The sequence below is a fragment of the Serratia sp. ID 25-353 genome (assembly GCF_054792795.1).
In genome coordinates, this window is sequence record NZ_CM139236.1 from 1,389,083 (window position 1) to 1,405,107 (window position 16,025).

Below are 16,025 nucleotides of genomic sequence, written 5' to 3' on the forward strand. Positions count from 1 at the left end.
TAATCACGTCATGGCAAGGCAGACATTGTAAACAATAGGGGTATATAGGTAAAGATTGCGTCAGTAAACGTCGGGGACAGCGAAGGTGATTAAATGCCCTGTGTTGGCCCCGTGTATAATAGACTAGCGCACCGCTGCGGCTGCGGCACCTGCCGCGGTGAAAGGGTGACTATGCATTAATGGGCAAATGATCGCGGTTAACCATTAGCAAGAATTAATAGTGATGACAGGCATACATTATCCTGTAAATAGCTGTAAAAAGAACGGGCCGACAGAACGATATGTTTCGCTTGAAAGCGCATTATTACCGCGAACGCAATATTCGTTCGCTTTGGGCTGAGCCGGGGGGGCGGCTTATGGTACACTTGCCGTCCTAATCAACATTTGAATATTTCTTATACCATCGGAGTTGCGGGGCCATGGCTCAACTTTATTTTTATTACTCTGCGATGAATGCCGGCAAGTCCACCGCGTTGCTACAGTCTTCATATAACTATCAAGAACGTGGTATGCGCACGCTGGTGTTCACCGCGGAGATCGATCACCGTTTTGGCGTGGGTAAAGTCAGCTCGCGCATCGGTTTATCCTCGCAGGCCCAGCTCTATAACAACGACTCGATGCTATACGCCATGATTCAGCAAGAGCATCAACAGCAGCCGGTGCATTGTGTGCTGCTGGATGAAAGCCAGTTCCTGACCAAGGCGCAGGTTGAGCAATTGTGCGATGTGGTGGACCAACTGGACATTCCCGTATTGTGCTACGGCCTGCGTACCGATTTTCTCGGTGAGTTGTTCATCGGCAGCCAATATTTGCTGGCCTGGGCCGATAAGCTGGTGGAATTGAAGACCATCTGTCACTGTGGGCGCAAAGCCAATATGGTGTTGCGGTTGGACGAGAATGGCAAAGCGATGCATGCCGGTGAGCAGGTGGTGATTGGCGGTAACGAGAGCTATGTCTCTGTCTGCCGCAAACATTATAAAGAGGCGATTCACTCCCTGGAGTAGGGGAGAAAACGCCGCCAAAGCCCGCTGGGGCGTTTTGGCGGCATGAGTCGAAATGCAGCGCCGCAGGCGCAATAAAAAACCCGCCGTTTGGCGGGTTTTTTTATCGGTTCACGGAACCGTTATTTCTTGGGCTTCTTTACCGCGGCTTTGGCGGCAACCGGAGCCGCCGCTTCCTCTTCGACCGCTTCGCTGAATTCGCGGCCGTAGAAGGTATCCAGCATGATTTGCTTCAGCTCGGCAATCAGCGGATAGCGCGGGTTGGCGCCGGTGCATTGGTCGTCGAACGCGTCTTCCGACAGCTTGTCGACTTTCGCCAGGAAGTCCGCTTCCTGCACACCCGCCTCACGGATGGAGGTTGGGATGCCCAACTCGGTTTTCAGCTCGTCCAGCCAGGCCAGCAGTTTCTCAATCTTCTGCGCAGTGCGGTCGCCCGGTGCGCTCAGGCCGAGGTGGTCGGCGATTTCAGCGTAGCGGCGGCGCGCCTGAGGGCGGTCGTACTGGCTGAAGGCCGTCTGCTTGGTCGGATTGTCGTTCGCGTTGTAGCGAATGACGTTGGAAATCAGCATCGCGTTGGCCAGGCCGTGCGGAATGTGGAACTCCGAACCCAGCTTGTGCGCCATGGAGTGACAAACCCCGAGGAAGGCGTTGGCGAAAGCGATACCGGCAATGGTGGCGGCGTTGTGCACGCGTTCACGGGCAACCGGATTTTTCGCGCCTTCTTTATAGCTGGCCGGCAGATACTCTTTCAACAGTTTCAGCGCCTGCAGCGCCTGGCCGTCGGAGTATTCGTTCGCCAGCACCGAGACGTAGGCTTCCAACGCGTGGGTGACCGCATCCAGACCGCCGAAGGCGCACAGGGATTTCGGCATGTTCATCACCAGGTTGGCATCGACAATTGCCATGTCCGGGGTCAGCGCATAGTCGGCCAGCGGGTATTTCTGTCCGGTGGTGTCGTCGGTTACGACGGCAAACGGCGTGACTTCCGAACCGGTGCCTGACGTGGTGGTGATGGCGATCATTTTCGCTTTCACGCCCATTTTCGGGAACTTGTAGATACGCTTGCGGATGTCCATGAAGCGCAGCGCCAGATCCTCGAAGTGGGTTTCAGGATGTTCGTACAGCACCCACATGATTTTCGCGGCGTCCATCGGCGAGCCGCCGCCCAGCGCGATGATGACGTCCGGTTTGAAGGAGTTCATCTGCTCTGCGCCCTTGCGCACGATGCTCAGCGTCGGGTCGGCTTCCACTTCGAAGAACACTTCGGTTTCGATGCCGTGAGACTTCAGAACCTTGGTGATCTGGTCGGCATAGCCGTTGTTGAACAGGAAACGGTCGGTCACGATGAAGGCGCGTTTCGCCCCGTCGGTCGCCACTTCTTCCAGCGCGATAGGCAGCGAACCCCGGCGGAAGTAGATCGATTTCGGAAGTTTATGCCACAACATGTTTTCTGCTCGCTTCGCTACAGTTTTCTTGTTGATCAGGTGTTTAGGTCCGACGTTTTCAGAGATGGAGTTACCACCCCAGGAGCCGCAACCCAGCGTCAGCGAAGGCGCGAGTTTGAAGTTATACAGGTCGCCGATACCGCCCTGAGAAGCCGGGGTGTTGATCAGGATACGAGCCGTTTTCATTTTATCGCCGAAGTAGGCGATGCGAGCCGTTTGGTTGTCCTGGTCGGTATACAGGCAGGAGGTGTGGCCGATACCGCCCATGGCGACCAGTTTTTCAGCTTTGGCGACGGCGTCTTCGAAGTCTTTGGCACGGTACATCGCCAGGGTAGGCGACAGTTTTTCATGGGCGAAAGGTTCGGACTCGTCGACCAGCTTCACTTCGCCGATCAGCACTTTGGTGTTGGCCGGCACTTTGATGCCTGCCATCTCGGCGATTTTCGGTGCGGATTGGCCGACGATGGCCGCGTTCAGGCCGCCGTTTTTCAGGATGATGTCCTGAACCGCTTTCAGTTCTTTACCCTGCAGCAGATAGCCGCCGTGGGAAGCGAAACGTTCGCGTACCGCATCATAGATAGCGTCAACGACGATGACCGACTGTTCGGAAGCGCAGATAACGCCGCTGTCGAAGGTTTTGGACATCAGGATAGAGGCGACCACGCGCTTGATGTCTGCGGTTTCGTCTACCACCACTGGCGTATTACCGGCACCGACGCCGATGGCCGGCTTGCCGGAGCTGTAGGCAGCCTTCACCATGCCCGGGCCACCGGTGGCCAGGATCAGGTTGATGTCCGGGTGGTGCATCAGCTGGTTGGACAGCTCGACGGTCGGTTGGTCGATCCAACCGATGATGTCTTTCGGCGCGCCGGCGGCGATAGCGGCCTGCAGCACGATATCGGCGGCTTTATTGGTGGCATTCTTCGCACGCGGGTGCGGCGAGAAGATGATGCCGTTACGGGTTTTCAGGCTGATCAGCGCTTTGAAGATCGCGGTAGAAGTTGGGTTGGTGGTAGGAACGATACCGCAAATCAGGCCGATAGGTTCGGCGATGGTGATGGTACCGAAGGTGTCATCTTCAGACAGGATGCCACAGGTTTTTTCGTCTTTATAGGCGTTGTAGATGTACTCGGAAGCGAAGTGGTTTTTGATCACTTTGTCTTCGACGATACCCATTCCGGATTCTTCCACGGCCATTTTGGCCAACGGGATACGGGCATCAGCAGCGGCGAGGGCGGCAGCGCGGAAGATTTTATCCACCTGCTCTTGAGTGAAGTTGGCATATTCGCGCTGGGCTTTTTTGACACGTGCGACAAGCTCGTTCAGTTCAGCGACATTCGTTACAGCCATAATGCTCTCCTGATAATGTTAAACTCTTTCAGTAAATAAGCCGTGCGAGCCACTAGTATAGTCGTAACGGGGATAAACGGTGATTCGAATACCGGGGCTTTCCCGCGTTATTTCTGCGCATGCTGCTGATTTGCTTAAAGAGCTTCACCCTACGCCAACCGGAGGGGCAGGCAGTGAGGAGAAAGGAACCGGCGATGCTGCTGCCGATTTTGTTCTACTCCCTGACTACGACTAAGAGCTTACCTACTGTTGGGTAGTTGATTTGTGATCTAAATCATGAAAACTGCAAGCTGACACCTTTCAGCTCGCTGGTGTTGGGAATTATTCTCGATAACTGTGAGCAAAGACTCTTTTTTCAACATAAAAAATCAAAAGGCCACACATCACTTTAACAAAGGACATTTGTTTTGTTGCATAACCTGCTGACAGTCAAAAATGCTGCTCTGGCCGGATGGATTACCCGCGGCAATTCCATTACATTAGCGCGCATAGGCAGCACACCTTTTATAGTACTTAACGCGGAGCCATCTGTGGGCCAATCTCTGTTGGATCTTTCCGGCTTTATCAAGTTCTTTGTCGGTCTGTTTGCGCTGGTCAACCCGGTGGGCATCTTGCCGGTGTTTATCAGCATGACCAGCTACCAGGCGGAAGCGGGGCGCAACAAAACCAACCTGACCGCCAACCTGTCGGTCGCCATCATTCTGTGGACGTCGCTATTTCTGGGCGAAGGGATCTTGCGGATGTTCGGCATCTCTATCGATTCGTTCCGCATCGCCGGCGGTATTTTGGTGGTGACCATCGCCATGTCGATGATCAGCGGCAAGCTGGGGGAAGACAAACAGAACAAACAGGAGAAATCGGAGAGCGCGATCCGCGAAAGCATCGGCGTGGTGCCGTTAGCGCTGCCGCTGATGGCGGGGCCGGGGGCGATCAGTTCTACCATCGTGTGGAGTTCACGTTATCACAACTGGCAAAGCCTGCTCGGCTTTACGGTGGCGATCGCCTTGTTCGCCTTTTGCTGCTGGCTGTTGTTCCGCGCCGCGCCGCTGTTGGTGCGTTTGCTTGGGCAGACCGGCATCAACGTGATCACCCGAATCATGGGCCTGTTGCTGATGGCGCTCGGGATCGAGTTTATCGTTACCGGCATTAAGGCGATATTCCCCGGCCTGTTGTAATACTCTTTGTTTAGCCGCGCACCTTTCGCGTTAGCGCGGCTAAAATTAATTTTAAAGTTTAAATTATTTATTGGTTCGCATTATTATAGTGCAGAGGATGAATAAAATTTATGCGGTTGCACTCTTATGTTGCATAAATCTCATGTTGCTGTGCAAAAAAAACGCTAAGCGTTATTTCAATCACTTTTCCTCCCCCATTTCCGCGCATTTTGTCCCCGTTCAACGGTAAAGCTGTTGTTAAATTAATCACATCATTCTGTGGGGCTTGTCTCACTTTCATCCAGGTGTTATTAGTGATTAACCGACTATAGGCAGGTGTTTGTTCTTTGAATGGCTGGATTGTTAACTGAATGTTTCTTTGTGCGGCGATGAGATTGCGCCGAGGGTTTCAAACGAAATGATTTCTGTTTTTTTATCTTTAAAATCAAAGTGATGATTTTGCTTTTCTGTGGCCCCGACCTCGGGGGACGGATCGGGCTTCGTGCGATAAAAGAGAATTGCTTAACATTTTCGTAAAATTTATTGGCTATGGAATTTGGCTTCTGCTAATTTCCGAGCAACTTTCCCGTGGTCAATTAACTGAAATGCGCCATAAAAACGGGAATGATTTTTGCTGGTATCCGTTTATTTAGAATTCTTATAAACACTTCACAAACTTCGATAAGCGGTGCTTGTCGGTGAAAAGGAGCCTCGATTATGCAGCAAACCCTGAAGCGTACTTCTTTGACCTTGTTGATTAGCGGCGCGCTGGGCGCCGGCGCCGTAAATAGCAGTTTGGCGGCAGAGGTTCCGGCCGGCGTCCAATTGGCGCAGCAGCAAAATATTGTGATCAACAACGGCAGTGAAGTGGCTTCATTGGATCCGCATAAGGTCGAGGGCGTACCGGAAAGCAATATCATTCTTAACCTGCTGGAAGGGCTGGTGAGCACCGACGCCAACGGGCATGTGGTGCCGGCGGCGGCGGCGAGCTGGGAAAACCAGAATTATCAGCAATGGACCTTCCACCTGCGTCCCGGCGCGGTGTGGAGCGACGGCAGCCCGGTGACCGCGCAAGATTTCGTCTACAGCTGGCAGCGTCTGGCCGATCCGAAAATCGCCTCGCCCTATGCCAGCTACCTGCAATACACCAAAGTTGAAAATATCGACGACATCCTGACCGGTAAGAAGCCTCCGCAGACCCTCGGCGTCAAGGCGCTGGACGACCAGACGCTGCAGGTGACGCTGAGCGAGCCGGTGCCGTATTTCATCAGCATGCTGAGCCACACGTCGCTCAAACCGGTGAAACGGGCGGTGGTGGAGAAATTCGGCGACAAATGGACGCTGCCCGCCAACTACGTCGGCAACGGGGCTTACCGCCTGAAAGAGTGGGTGGTGAACGAGCGCATCGTGCTGGAGCGCAGCCCAAGCTATTGGAACAACAAGCAGACGGTGATCAATCAGGCGACCTTCCTGCCGATTACCTCGGAAGTCAGCGACGTTAACCGCTTCCGCAGCGGCGAGATCGACATCACCAACAGCGCCATTCCGCCGTATCTGTACGTCAAGATGAAGCGTGAAATGCCTGAACAGCTGCACGTGAACCCTTATCTGTGCACCTTCTATTACGAGCTCAATAACAAACAGGCGCCGTTCACCGATCCGCGCGTGCGTACGGCGGTGAAGATGACGCTGGATCGCGACATCATCGCCAACAAGATCATGGGCCAGGGGCAGATCCCGGCCTACAGCTTCACGCCGACCTTCACGGAAGGCGCCAACTTCACGCAGCCGGCGTGGGCCGGCTGGAGCCAGGAACAGCGCAACGCCGAAGCCAGGAAGCTGCTGGCGGAAGCGGGCTACAGCGATGCCAAACCGCTGAAATTCTCGCTGCTGTACAACACCTCCGATCAAAACAAACAGCAGGCGATCGCCGCCGCGTCGATGTGGAAGAAGAACCTGGGCGCCGAGGTCACGTTGCGCAACCAGGAATGGAAAACGTCGCTGGAGAGCCGCCATCAGGGGCAATACGACGTGGCGCGCGCCACCTGGTGCGGGGATTACAACGAGCCCAGCGCGTTCCTGAACCTGGTCCTGTCCAACAGCAGCATCAATACCGTGTTCTATAAGAGCCCGGCGTTCGACGCCATCATGGCCGCCACGCTGAAGGCGCCGGATGAGGCCGCGCGCGCCGCTCTTTATCAGCAGGCGGAAGCGCAGCTGGACAAAGACTCCGCGTTGGTCCCGGTTTATTACCGCGTCAGCGCGCGGTTGATCAAGCCGACGGTGGGCGGGTTCACCGGCAAAGATCCGCTGGACTATACCGACGTTAAAAATCTTTACATTATCAAGCAGTAAAGGGGTATTCCTCACGCCGAGGCGCTGGGGAATATAGGGAAGGCCGGCCGCCGCATTCGTTCCGCGGCGGCGGGAAAACAGAGTCCGCTTACGGGCAACGCAGGTTCCACGAAGAGCCTGTGATAATAAAAAACTGGAGTCGATAAGTATGACCAACATCACGAAGAAAACGCTCATTGCCGCCGGCGTTATCGCCGCGCTGGGTATCACAGCAACCACCAGCGCTTTCGCCGCTGACGTCCCGGCGGGCGTGCAGCTGGCCGACAAGCAAGAAATCGTCAAAAACAACGGTTCCGAAGTGCAGTCGCTGGATCCGCACAAAATCGAGGGCGTGCCGGAAAACAACGTCACGCGCGATCTGATGGAAGGCCTGGCGAACAACAGCCCGGACGGTTCCATCGTGCCGGGCGTCGCGGAAAGCTGGGATAACAAGGATTTCAAAGTCTGGACCTTCCACCTGCGTAAAGACGCAAAATGGTCCAACGGCAAGCCGGTGACGGCACAAGATTTCGTCTACAGCTGGCAGCGCGTGGTGGATCCGAAAACCGCGTCGCCTTACGCCAGCTACCTGCAGTACGCCCATGTGGAAAACGTCGATGACATCATTGCCGGTAAAAAAGACAAGTCGACGCTGGGCGTGAAGGCTATCGACGACCACACCTTCCAGGTGACCCTGAGCGAGCCGGTGCCTTATCTGGTTGAAATGACCCCGCACTACGCCATGAAGCCGGTTTACAAAGACGCGGTGGAGAAGTTTGGCGAGAAATGGACGCTGCCGGCCAACTACGTCAGCAACGGCGCCTACAAACTGAAAGACTGGATTGTCAACGAGCGCATCGTACTGGAACGCAACCCGGAATATTGGGATAACGCCAAAACCATCATCAATAAAGTGACGTTCCTGCCTATTTCGTCGGAAGTGACCGACGTCAACCGCTACCGCACCGGTGAAATCGACATGACTTACAACAACATGCCGATCGAACTGTTCCAGAAGCTGAAAAAAGAGATCCCGAAAGAGGTGCATGTTGATCCTTACCTGTGCACCTATTACTACGAAATCAACAACCAGAAGGCGCCGTTCACCGATGCGCGCGTGCGTGAAGCGCTGAAGCTGGGCATGGACCGCGACATCATCGTCAACAAGGTGAAAAACCAGGGCGATCTGCCGGCCTACAGCTTTACGCCGCCATACACCGACGGCGCCAAGCTGACCCCGCCGGAGTGGTTTGGCTGGACGCAGGAAAAACGCAACGAAGTGGCGAAGAAACTGCTGGCGGAAGCCGGCTATGGCCCGGGTAAACCGCTGACCTTCTCCCTGCTGTACAACACTTCAGACCTGCACAAGAAGCTGGCGATCGCCGCCGCCTCCATCTGGAAGAAAAACCTGGGCGTGGACGTGAAGCTGGTGAACCAGGAGTGGAAAACCTTCCTGGATACCCGCCATCAGGGTACCTATGACGTGGCGCGCGCCGGCTGGTGCGCCGACTACAACGAGCCGAGCTCGTTCCTGAACATGATGCTGTCCGACAGCAGCAGTAACACCCCGCACTATAAGAGCGCCGAGTTCGACAAGCTGATGGCCAACGTGTTGACCGCGAAGAGCAAAGACGAGCGCGCCGATCTGTATCAGAAAGCGGAAGTTCAGCTGGATAAAGATTCCGCCATCGTTCCGCTGTATTACTACGTGAACGCCCGTTTGGTGAAACCTTACGTCGGTGGCTACACCGGCAAAGACCCGCTTGATAACGTGTACGACAAAAACCTGTACATCATCAAGCATTGATACGGTAAGAGCCGGCGGCGTAGGCCGCCGGCCCATGTTGAGAATAATAAGCCGTCATCAGGCTGTCGCACAGGGTTAGGGCAATGCTTAAATTTATACTTCGTCGCTTGTTGGAAGCGATCCCGACACTATTTATCCTTATCACCATCTCATTCTTCATGATGCGCCTGGCGCCCGGCAGTCCATTTACCGGGGAACGCGCATTGCCGCCGGAAGTTATGGCGAATATCGAAGCCAAATATCATTTGAACGACCCGATCTGGAAACAGTACGGTCATTATCTGGCGCAGCTTGCGCAGGGAGACTTCGGCCCGTCCTTTAAATACAAGGACTATTCGGTGAACGATCTGGTCGCCAGCTCTTTCCCGGTTTCCGCCAAACTCGGCCTGGCCGCGTTTCTGCTGGCGGTGGTGCTGGGGGTGAGCGCCGGCGTGATCGCCGCGCTGAATCAGAACACCAAATGGGACTACACGGTGATGGGGTTTGCCATGACCGGGGTGGTGATACCCAGTTTCGTGGTGGCGCCGCTGCTGGTGCTGATCTTCGCCATCACGCTGAAATGGCTGCCGGGCGGCGGCTGGAACGGCGGCGCGCCTAAGTTCATCATCCTGCCGATGGTGGCGCTGTCGCTGGCCTATATCGCCAGCATCGCCCGTATTACGCGTGGTTCGATGATTGAAGTGCTGCACTCCAACTTCATCCGCACCGCGCGCGCCAAAGGCTTGCCGATGCGTCGCATCATTTTCCGCCACGCGCTGAAGCCGGCGCTGCTGCCGGTGCTGTCCTACATGGGGCCGGCGTTCGTCGGTATCATCACTGGTTCGATGGTGATCGAAACCATCTACGGTCTGCCGGGGATCGGCCAGCTGTTCGTTAACGGCGCGCTGAACCGCGACTACTCCCTGGTGTTGAGCCTGACCATTCTGGTGGGCGCTCTGACCATTCTGTTCAACGCAATCGTCGATGTGCTGTATGCAGTCATCGATCCGAAAATCCGTTATTAATCTGGAGCACGCGAATGATGTTGACTAAAAAGAACAGCGAAGCTCTGGAACACTTCAGCGAGAAGCTGGAAGTGGAAGGACGCAGCCTGTGGCAAGACGCGCGCCGGCGCTTTATGCACAACCGTGCGGCGGTCAGCAGCCTGTTCATTCTGGTGTTGATCACGCTGTTTGTGGTGCTGGCGCCGATGCTGTCGCAGTTTGCCTACGACGATACCGACTGGGCGATGATGTCCGCCGCCCCAAGCCTGGAATCGGGGCACTATTTCGGCACCGACTCCTCCGGGCGCGATCTGCTGGTGCGCGTGGCGATCGGCGGGCGCATCTCGCTGATGGTCGGCGTGGCGGCGGCGCTGGTGGCGGTGGTGGTCGGCACGCTGTACGGCGCGATGTCCGGCTATCTGGGCGGCAAGATCGACTCGGTGATGATGCGTCTGCTGGAGATCCTCAACTCCTTCCCGTTCATGTTCTTCGTGATCCTGCTGGTGACCTTCTTCGGCCAGAATATCCTGTTGATCTTCGTGGCGATCGGCATGGTGTCGTGGCTGGATATGGCGCGTATCGTGCGCGGCCAAACCCTCGGTCTCAAGCGTAAGGAGTTCATCGAGGCCGCGCTGGTGTGCGGCGTCTCCACGCGCAATATCGTGCTGCGGCATATCGTGCCGAACGTGCTCGGCGTGGTGGTGGTGTACGCGTCGCTGCTGGTGCCGAGCATGATCCTGTTCGAATCCTTCCTCAGCTTCCTGGGGTTGGGCACGCAGGAGCCGCTCAGCAGCTGGGGCGCATTGCTCAGCGACGGCGCCAACTCAATGGAAGTTTCACCGTGGTTGCTGCTGTTCCCGGCGGGTTTCCTGGTTGTCACTCTGTTCTGTTTCAACTTTATCGGCGATGGCCTGCGTGACGCCCTCGACCCGAAAGATCGTTAAGGAGTGCAATCATGAGCACCATTGAACATCCTCAACTGCAAACCGGCGCCGGGGTCAAAACGTCGCCGCTGCTGGACGTGAAAGACCTGCGCGTCACGTTCTCCACCCCGGACGGCGACGTGACGGCGGTGAACGATCTGAACTTCGATCTGCGCGCCGGCGAAACGCTGGGCATCGTCGGTGAATCCGGTTCCGGTAAATCGCAGACCGCGTTCGCTCTGATGGGGCTGCTGGCCAGCAATGGCCGCATCGGCGGCTCGGCCAAATTCAACGGCCGCGAAATCCTCAATCTGCCGGAAAATCAGCTCAACAAGCTGCGGGCCGAAGAGATCTCGATGATCTTCCAGGACCCGATGACCTCGCTCAACCCTTATATGCGCGTTGGCGAACAACTGATGGAGGTGCTGATGCTGCATAAGAAAATGAGCAAAAGCGAAGCCTTCGAAGAGTCGGTACGCATGCTCGACGCGGTGAAAATGCCGGAAGCGCGCAAGCGCATGCGCATGTATCCGCACGAGTTTTCCGGCGGCATGCGCCAGCGCGTGATGATCGCCATGGCGCTGCTGTGCCGGCCGAAGCTGCTGATCGCCGACGAGCCGACCACCGCGCTGGACGTGACCGTCCAGGCGCAGATCATGACGCTGCTCAATGAGCTGAAGCGTGAGTTCAACACCGCCATTATCATGATCACCCACGACCTGGGCGTGGTGGCCGGCATCTGCAACAAGGTGCTGGTGATGTACGCCGGCCGCACCATGGAATACGGCAGCGCGCGCGAGGTGTTCTACCAGCCGAGCCATCCGTACTCTATCGGTCTGTTAAACGCGGTGCCACGTCTCGACGCCGAAGGCGAAGCGTTGCTGACCATTCCCGGCAATCCGCCGAACCTGCTGCGGTTGCCGAAAGGTTGCCCGTTCCAGCCGCGCTGCCCGTACGCCATGGAGCAGTGCGCGAGCGCTCCGCCGTTGGAGCAATTTGGGGAAGGGCGCCTGCGCGCCTGCTTTAAACCGGTGGAGGCGTTGGTATGACAGCGGTAACCGACAAGAAAGTGCTGCTCGAAGTGGCCGATCTGAAAGTGCACTTCGACATTCATGACGATAAACAGTGGTTCTGGCAGCCGCCGAAAACCCTGAAAGCGGTCGATGGCGTCACGCTGCGGCTGTTCGAGGGGGAAACCCTGGGCGTGGTCGGCGAATCCGGCTGCGGCAAATCCACCTTCGCGCGCGCCATCATCGGCCTGGTGAAGGCCACCAGCGGGCGCGTCGCCTGGCTGGGGAAAGATTTGCTGGGCATGAGCGACGCCGACTGGCGGAAAACCCGCAGCGATATCCAGATGATCTTCCAGGATCCGCTGGCGTCGCTCAACCCGCGCATGACCATCGGCGAGATCATCGCCGAGCCGCTGCGCACCTACTACCCGAAAATGCCGCGTCAGGAAGTGAAGGACAAGGTCAAGGCGATGATGCTGAAGGTCGGCCTGCTGCCTAACCTGATCAACCGCTACCCGCATGAGTTCTCCGGCGGCCAGTGCCAGCGTATCGGCATCGCGCGCGCCCTGATCCTCGAGCCGAAGCTGGTGATCTGCGACGAGCCGGTCTCCGCGCTGGACGTGTCGATTCAGGCGCAGGTGGTGAACCTGTTGCAGCAGCTGCAGCGTGAGATGGGGCTGTCATTAATCTTTATCGCCCACGATTTGGCGGTGGTGAAGCACATTTCCGATCGCGTGCTGGTGATGTACCTGGGCCATGCGGTGGAGCTGGGCACCTATGACGAGGTGTACCACAATCCGCAGCACCCTTACACCAAAGCGCTGATGTCGGCGGTGCCGATCCCGGATCCGGACAAGGAGAAGGAAAAGCAGATCCAGCTGTTGGAAGGGGAGCTGCCTTCGCCGATCAACCCGCCGACCGGCTGCGTGTTCCGCACCCGTTGCCCGATCGCCGGGCCGGAGTGCGCCAAGACGCGCCCGCTGCTGGAGGGCAGTTTCCGCCACGCAGTGTCCTGCCTGAAGGTCGATCCGCTGTAATCCGCCGCTAGCCGGCAACAAAAAGCCCCGCTGGATGAGCGGGGCTTTTTTTATCCGATATGCTATCGGCGAATCACTCTTTCCACAGAATATGGCACAGCTTGTGGTCTTTCTCGCGGCAGATCAGCACGCGGGCGAACACGTCGTTGATCGGCTCGCCGTCGCTGTCCGCCAGACCGATCACCACCTCGGCGAAGAAGTCCGGGTTCAGGTCGTAATCCACGTGCTCGCGCCAGTCTTCGGAGGGATCGTACAGTTCGGCGCCGCCGCGCTCTTCAAACTGCAGGTTGAACAGCAGAATATCCGCCGGATCCAGATTGTCGCCGGCCAATTCGAGGAAGATGTCGTAGGCCTGTTCCAGCGTTTCGTCTTCGGTAAGGCGGTTATTCAAATCCATAAAAAAATCCTGATAACAAATGATTTGGCGCTATTAAAGCACGCTCGCCGCGGCTTTTACAGCAGCGGGCTGAAAAAGTAGAACAGGCGCTCGACCAGGCGATGCCAGAACGGCCGCTTCAGCCACTCTTTGGCGTTCAGCAGCTGGGAACGGGCGATGTAATCTTCCTGCACGCAGGCCAAATCGCTGCCGAAGCCGTCATCATCGATCACCAGCGTGATCTCGAAATTCAGCCACAGGCTGCGCATATCCAGATTGACGGTGCCGACCAGGCTGAGCTGGCCGTCCACCAGCACGCTCTTGGTGTGCAGCAGTCCGCCTTCGAACTGATAGATCTTGACGCCGGCCTCCAGCAGCTCGGAGAAGAACGCGCGGCTGGCCCAGCGCACCATCATCGAATCGTTGTCGCGCGGCACGATGATGCTGACCTCGACGCCGCGCAGGGCGGCGGTGCAGATGGCGTGCAGCAGATCGTCGCTCGGCACGAAGTACGGCGTGGTCATGATCAGCTGCTCGCGCGCGGAATAAACCGCGGTCAGCAGCGCCTGGTGGATCATTTCCTCGGGGAAACCGGGGCCGGAGGCGATCACCTGAATGGTATGGCCGCTCTCCTGCTCGAACGGCATGATGTTGACGTCCGGCGGCGGCGGCAGAATGCGCTTGCCGGTTTCAATCTCCCAGTCGCAGGCATAGACGATGCCCATGGTGGTGGCCACCGGGCCTTCCATGCGCGCCATCAGATCGATCCATTGGCCGACGCCCGCATCCTGTTTGAAGTAGCGCGGATCGACCATGTTCATGCTGCCGGTATAGGCGATGTAGTTGTCGATCAGCACCACCTTGCGGTGCTGGCGCAGATCCATGCGGCGCAGGAACACGCGCAGCAGGTTGACCTTCAGCGCTTCGACCACTTCGATGCCGGCATTGCGCATCATCGCCGGGTAGGGGCTGCGGAAAAATTGCAGGCTGCCGGCGGAATCGAGCATCAGGCGGCAGTGTACGCCGCGCCGGGCGGCGGCCATCAGCGATTCGGCCACCTGATCGACCAGGCCGCCGGGCTGCCAGATATAGAACACCATTTCGATGTTGTGGCGTGCCAGCTCGATGTCGCGGATCAGCGCTTTCAGCGTGTCGTCGGTGGTGGTGAGCAGCTGCAGCTGGTTGCCCTTGACGCCGTCGATGCCCTGGCGGCGGTTGCAAAGCTGGAACAGCGGTTCGGCGACCTCACTGTACTCGGTGGCGAAGATGCGGCGGCTCTCTTTCAGCTCCTTCAGCCAACGGGCGGTCGACGGCCACATGGCCTTGGCGCGCTCGGCCCGGCGTTTGCCCAGATGCAGCTCGCCGAACGATAAATAGGCCACGATGCCGAACAGCGGCAGAATGTAGATAACCAGCAGCCAGGCCATGGCTGAGGGAACCGCACGGCGTTTCATCAAAATGCGCATCGTCACGCCGGCGATCAGCAGCCAGTAGCCGAACACCATGAGCCAACTGATTACGGTATAAAATGTTGTCATAAAGGCGAAAAATCCCGTTCGCAAACCACCAATGATGAGTGTACGCACAGATCGGGCAAGGCGAAACCTTTTATCGGCGCTTATGTTACATAAATATGATGAAGTTAAGGCACTTGCTGAAAATGAAAGGGCGGTTTTTTCCCGCACGGCGCCCGCTGTGCCGCCGATAACTGCGGCTTGGATCACGGGCGGAAAGGGCTATAATGCCCGCGGTTGGCATTAGACGAACGAGTGACGGAATTATGAGACGCAGTAGAAATGAAGTGGGTCGCTGGCGCATGTTGCGGCAGAGCCAACGACGCCGGCATCGCTGGCTGGAACGCCAGTCGTGCAGCAATCGCCATATTATCCGGGTGCGCCGCCGCCTGGACGATCAGCATCGGCGCGCGCTGCTGTTTGCGGTATCCTGCGAGTGGTAAAACGAAAACAGTCCCGTGAGGGACTGTTTTGTTATGGCGCCTGGGTTATTTGCCCAGATAGGCGTTGAGCATCCAGACCTGTTTTTCCTGCTCTTTGATGTAATCGCTCATCAGCGACGCGGTGCCTTCGTCACCGGCATCTGCCGCGACCGCGAGCAGCTCACGCTGCTGTTGCAGCAAGACTGAATACCCTTCCAACAGGCCGCGCAGCGTGCCTTTATCATCGGTCACATTGGTGTGTTCCTTGATGTCGGCGGTTTTCAGATAGTCGCTGAAAGCGTGGCGCGGCTGCGAGCCCAGCGTCAGAATGCGTTCCGCCAGCTCATCCACCTTGGTCAGCAGATCGTTATATGTCTCTTCGAATTTCGCGTGCAGTTCAAAGAACTGCGGGCCGGTAATATTCCAGTGATAGCCGCGCACATTCATATACAGCACCTGATAGTTCGCCAACAGCGCATTCAGCGCCTCGGCGAGTTTTGCCGATTGTTTACTGTCGAGGCCGATATGGGTTTTCGCTGCTTTCTTTGCCGTTGCCATAATAATCTTCTCCTGATTATTTGTTCCGATAGTAGACAGAATCAATTTCCATAGCTGTTACAGTAACCGGATTTATCGCAGGGTTAAACACGATAACAGGCATTATTGCCA

13 protein-coding genes are annotated in these 16,025 nt (G+C 56.8%); 9 read left to right on the plus strand and 4 right to left on the minus strand.

Going from position 1 to position 16,025, the window contains the following annotated elements; all coding sequences use genetic code 11:
• The first annotated feature begins 419 nt into the window (after positions 1 to 419).
• Positions 420 to 1,004 (plus strand): thymidine kinase, encoded by a 585-nt coding sequence (locus tag ACYF6X_RS06705; protein WP_063918455.1) that lies wholly within the window; start codon positions 420 to 422, stop codon positions 1,002 to 1,004.
• A gap of 119 nt (positions 1,005 to 1,123) precedes the next feature.
• Here the strand turns inward: ACYF6X_RS06705 and adhE are convergent, their stop codons facing one another.
• Positions 1,124 to 3,796: a bifunctional acetaldehyde-CoA/alcohol dehydrogenase gene (gene adhE / locus ACYF6X_RS06710; protein WP_130018084.1), complete on the minus strand. Its 2,673-nt coding sequence runs from the start codon at positions 3,794 to 3,796 to the stop codon at positions 1,124 to 1,126.
• A gap of 530 nt (positions 3,797 to 4,326) precedes the next feature.
• Between adhE and ACYF6X_RS06715 the strand changes: the two genes are divergently transcribed.
• From ACYF6X_RS06715 to oppF, 7 genes are all read left to right on the plus strand, one after another.
• Entirely contained in the window at positions 4,327 to 4,971 is a 645-nt protein-coding gene (locus ACYF6X_RS06715) for a YchE family NAAT transporter (protein ID WP_015378089.1), read from the plus strand.
• 696 nt (positions 4,972 to 5,667) lie between these two features.
• A complete protein-coding gene (locus ACYF6X_RS06720) occupies positions 5,668 to 7,305 on the plus strand; it encodes an ABC transporter substrate-binding protein (protein WP_130018083.1) in 1,638 nt (545 codons plus the stop codon).
• A 148-nt stretch (positions 7,306 to 7,453) separates the two neighbouring features.
• On the plus strand, positions 7,454 to 9,091 hold the full coding sequence (oppA, locus tag ACYF6X_RS06725) for an oligopeptide ABC transporter substrate-binding protein OppA (protein ID WP_025303074.1): 1,638 nt from the start codon (positions 7,454 to 7,456) through the stop codon (positions 9,089 to 9,091).
• 83 nt (positions 9,092 to 9,174) lie between these two features.
• Positions 9,175 to 10,095 (plus strand): oligopeptide ABC transporter permease OppB, encoded by a 921-nt coding sequence (gene oppB / locus ACYF6X_RS06730; RefSeq protein WP_004932150.1) that lies wholly within the window; start codon positions 9,175 to 9,177, stop codon positions 10,093 to 10,095.
• Between the two features lie 14 nt (positions 10,096 to 10,109).
• Positions 10,110 to 11,018: an oligopeptide ABC transporter permease OppC gene (gene oppC / locus ACYF6X_RS06735; protein ID WP_063990107.1), complete on the plus strand. Its 909-nt coding sequence runs from the start codon at positions 10,110 to 10,112 to the stop codon at positions 11,016 to 11,018.
• Between the two features lie 11 nt (positions 11,019 to 11,029).
• A complete protein-coding gene (gene oppD, locus ACYF6X_RS06740; RefSeq protein ID WP_033634782.1) occupies positions 11,030 to 12,046 on the plus strand; it encodes an ABC transporter ATP-binding protein in 1,017 nt (338 codons plus the stop codon).
• On the plus strand, positions 12,043 to 13,044 hold the full coding sequence (gene oppF, locus ACYF6X_RS06745) for a murein tripeptide/oligopeptide ABC transporter ATP binding protein OppF (RefSeq protein WP_025303071.1): 1,002 nt from the start codon (positions 12,043 to 12,045) through the stop codon (positions 13,042 to 13,044). The genes oppD and oppF overlap by 4 nt, the downstream gene beginning before the upstream one ends.
• 73 nt (positions 13,045 to 13,117) lie before the next feature.
• Here the strand turns inward: oppF and ACYF6X_RS06750 are convergent, their stop codons facing one another.
• A complete protein-coding gene (locus ACYF6X_RS06750; protein ID WP_063990106.1) occupies positions 13,118 to 13,441 on the minus strand; it encodes an HI1450 family dsDNA-mimic protein in 324 nt (107 codons plus the stop codon).
• 56 nt (positions 13,442 to 13,497) lie between these two features.
• Positions 13,498 to 14,958 carry a cardiolipin synthase gene (gene cls / locus ACYF6X_RS06755; protein ID WP_038877257.1) on the minus strand — a complete coding sequence of 487 codons (1,461 nt, stop codon included), beginning with the start codon at positions 14,956 to 14,958 and terminating at the stop codon, positions 13,498 to 13,500.
• 242 nt (positions 14,959 to 15,200) lie between these two features.
• Here cls and ACYF6X_RS06760 point away from each other — a divergent pair, with 242 nt between their 5' ends.
• Positions 15,201 to 15,377: a YciY family protein gene (locus ACYF6X_RS06760; protein WP_025159792.1), complete on the plus strand. Its 177-nt coding sequence runs from the start codon at positions 15,201 to 15,203 to the stop codon at positions 15,375 to 15,377.
• 45 nt (positions 15,378 to 15,422) lie between these two features.
• Here the strand turns inward: ACYF6X_RS06760 and ACYF6X_RS06765 are convergent, their stop codons facing one another.
• Positions 15,423 to 15,914, minus strand: coding sequence for a Dps family protein (locus ACYF6X_RS06765; protein WP_063990105.1), 492 nt, complete (start codon positions 15,912 to 15,914; stop codon positions 15,423 to 15,425).
• Positions 15,915 to 16,025: the final 111 nt, after the last annotated feature.

Coding starts and splice junctions, on each gene's coding strand:
- ACYF6X_RS06760 (WP_025159792.1), top strand. CDS start 15,201: ATGAGACGCAGTAGAAATGAAGTGGGTCGCTGGCGCATGTTGCGGCAG.
- oppA (WP_025303074.1), top strand. CDS start 7,454: ATGACCAACATCACGAAGAAAACGCTCATTGCCGCCGGCGTTATCGCC.
- ACYF6X_RS06765 (WP_063990105.1), bottom strand. CDS start 15,914: ATGGCAACGGCAAAGAAAGCAGCGAAAACCCATATCGGCCTCGACAGT.
- ACYF6X_RS06720 (WP_130018083.1), top strand. CDS start 5,668: ATGCAGCAAACCCTGAAGCGTACTTCTTTGACCTTGTTGATTAGCGGC.
- cls (WP_038877257.1), bottom strand. CDS start 14,958: ATGACAACATTTTATACCGTAATCAGTTGGCTCATGGTGTTCGGCTAC.
- oppF (WP_025303071.1), top strand. CDS start 12,043: ATGACAGCGGTAACCGACAAGAAAGTGCTGCTCGAAGTGGCCGATCTG.
- adhE (WP_130018084.1), bottom strand. CDS start 3,796: ATGGCTGTAACGAATGTCGCTGAACTGAACGAGCTTGTCGCACGTGTC.
- ACYF6X_RS06750 (WP_063990106.1), bottom strand. CDS start 13,441: ATGGATTTGAATAACCGCCTTACCGAAGACGAAACGCTGGAACAGGCC.
- oppB (WP_004932150.1), top strand. CDS start 9,175: ATGCTTAAATTTATACTTCGTCGCTTGTTGGAAGCGATCCCGACACTA.
- oppD (WP_033634782.1), top strand. CDS start 11,030: ATGAGCACCATTGAACATCCTCAACTGCAAACCGGCGCCGGGGTCAAA.
- ACYF6X_RS06705 (WP_063918455.1), top strand. CDS start 420: ATGGCTCAACTTTATTTTTATTACTCTGCGATGAATGCCGGCAAGTCC.
- oppC (WP_063990107.1), top strand. CDS start 10,110: ATGATGTTGACTAAAAAGAACAGCGAAGCTCTGGAACACTTCAGCGAG.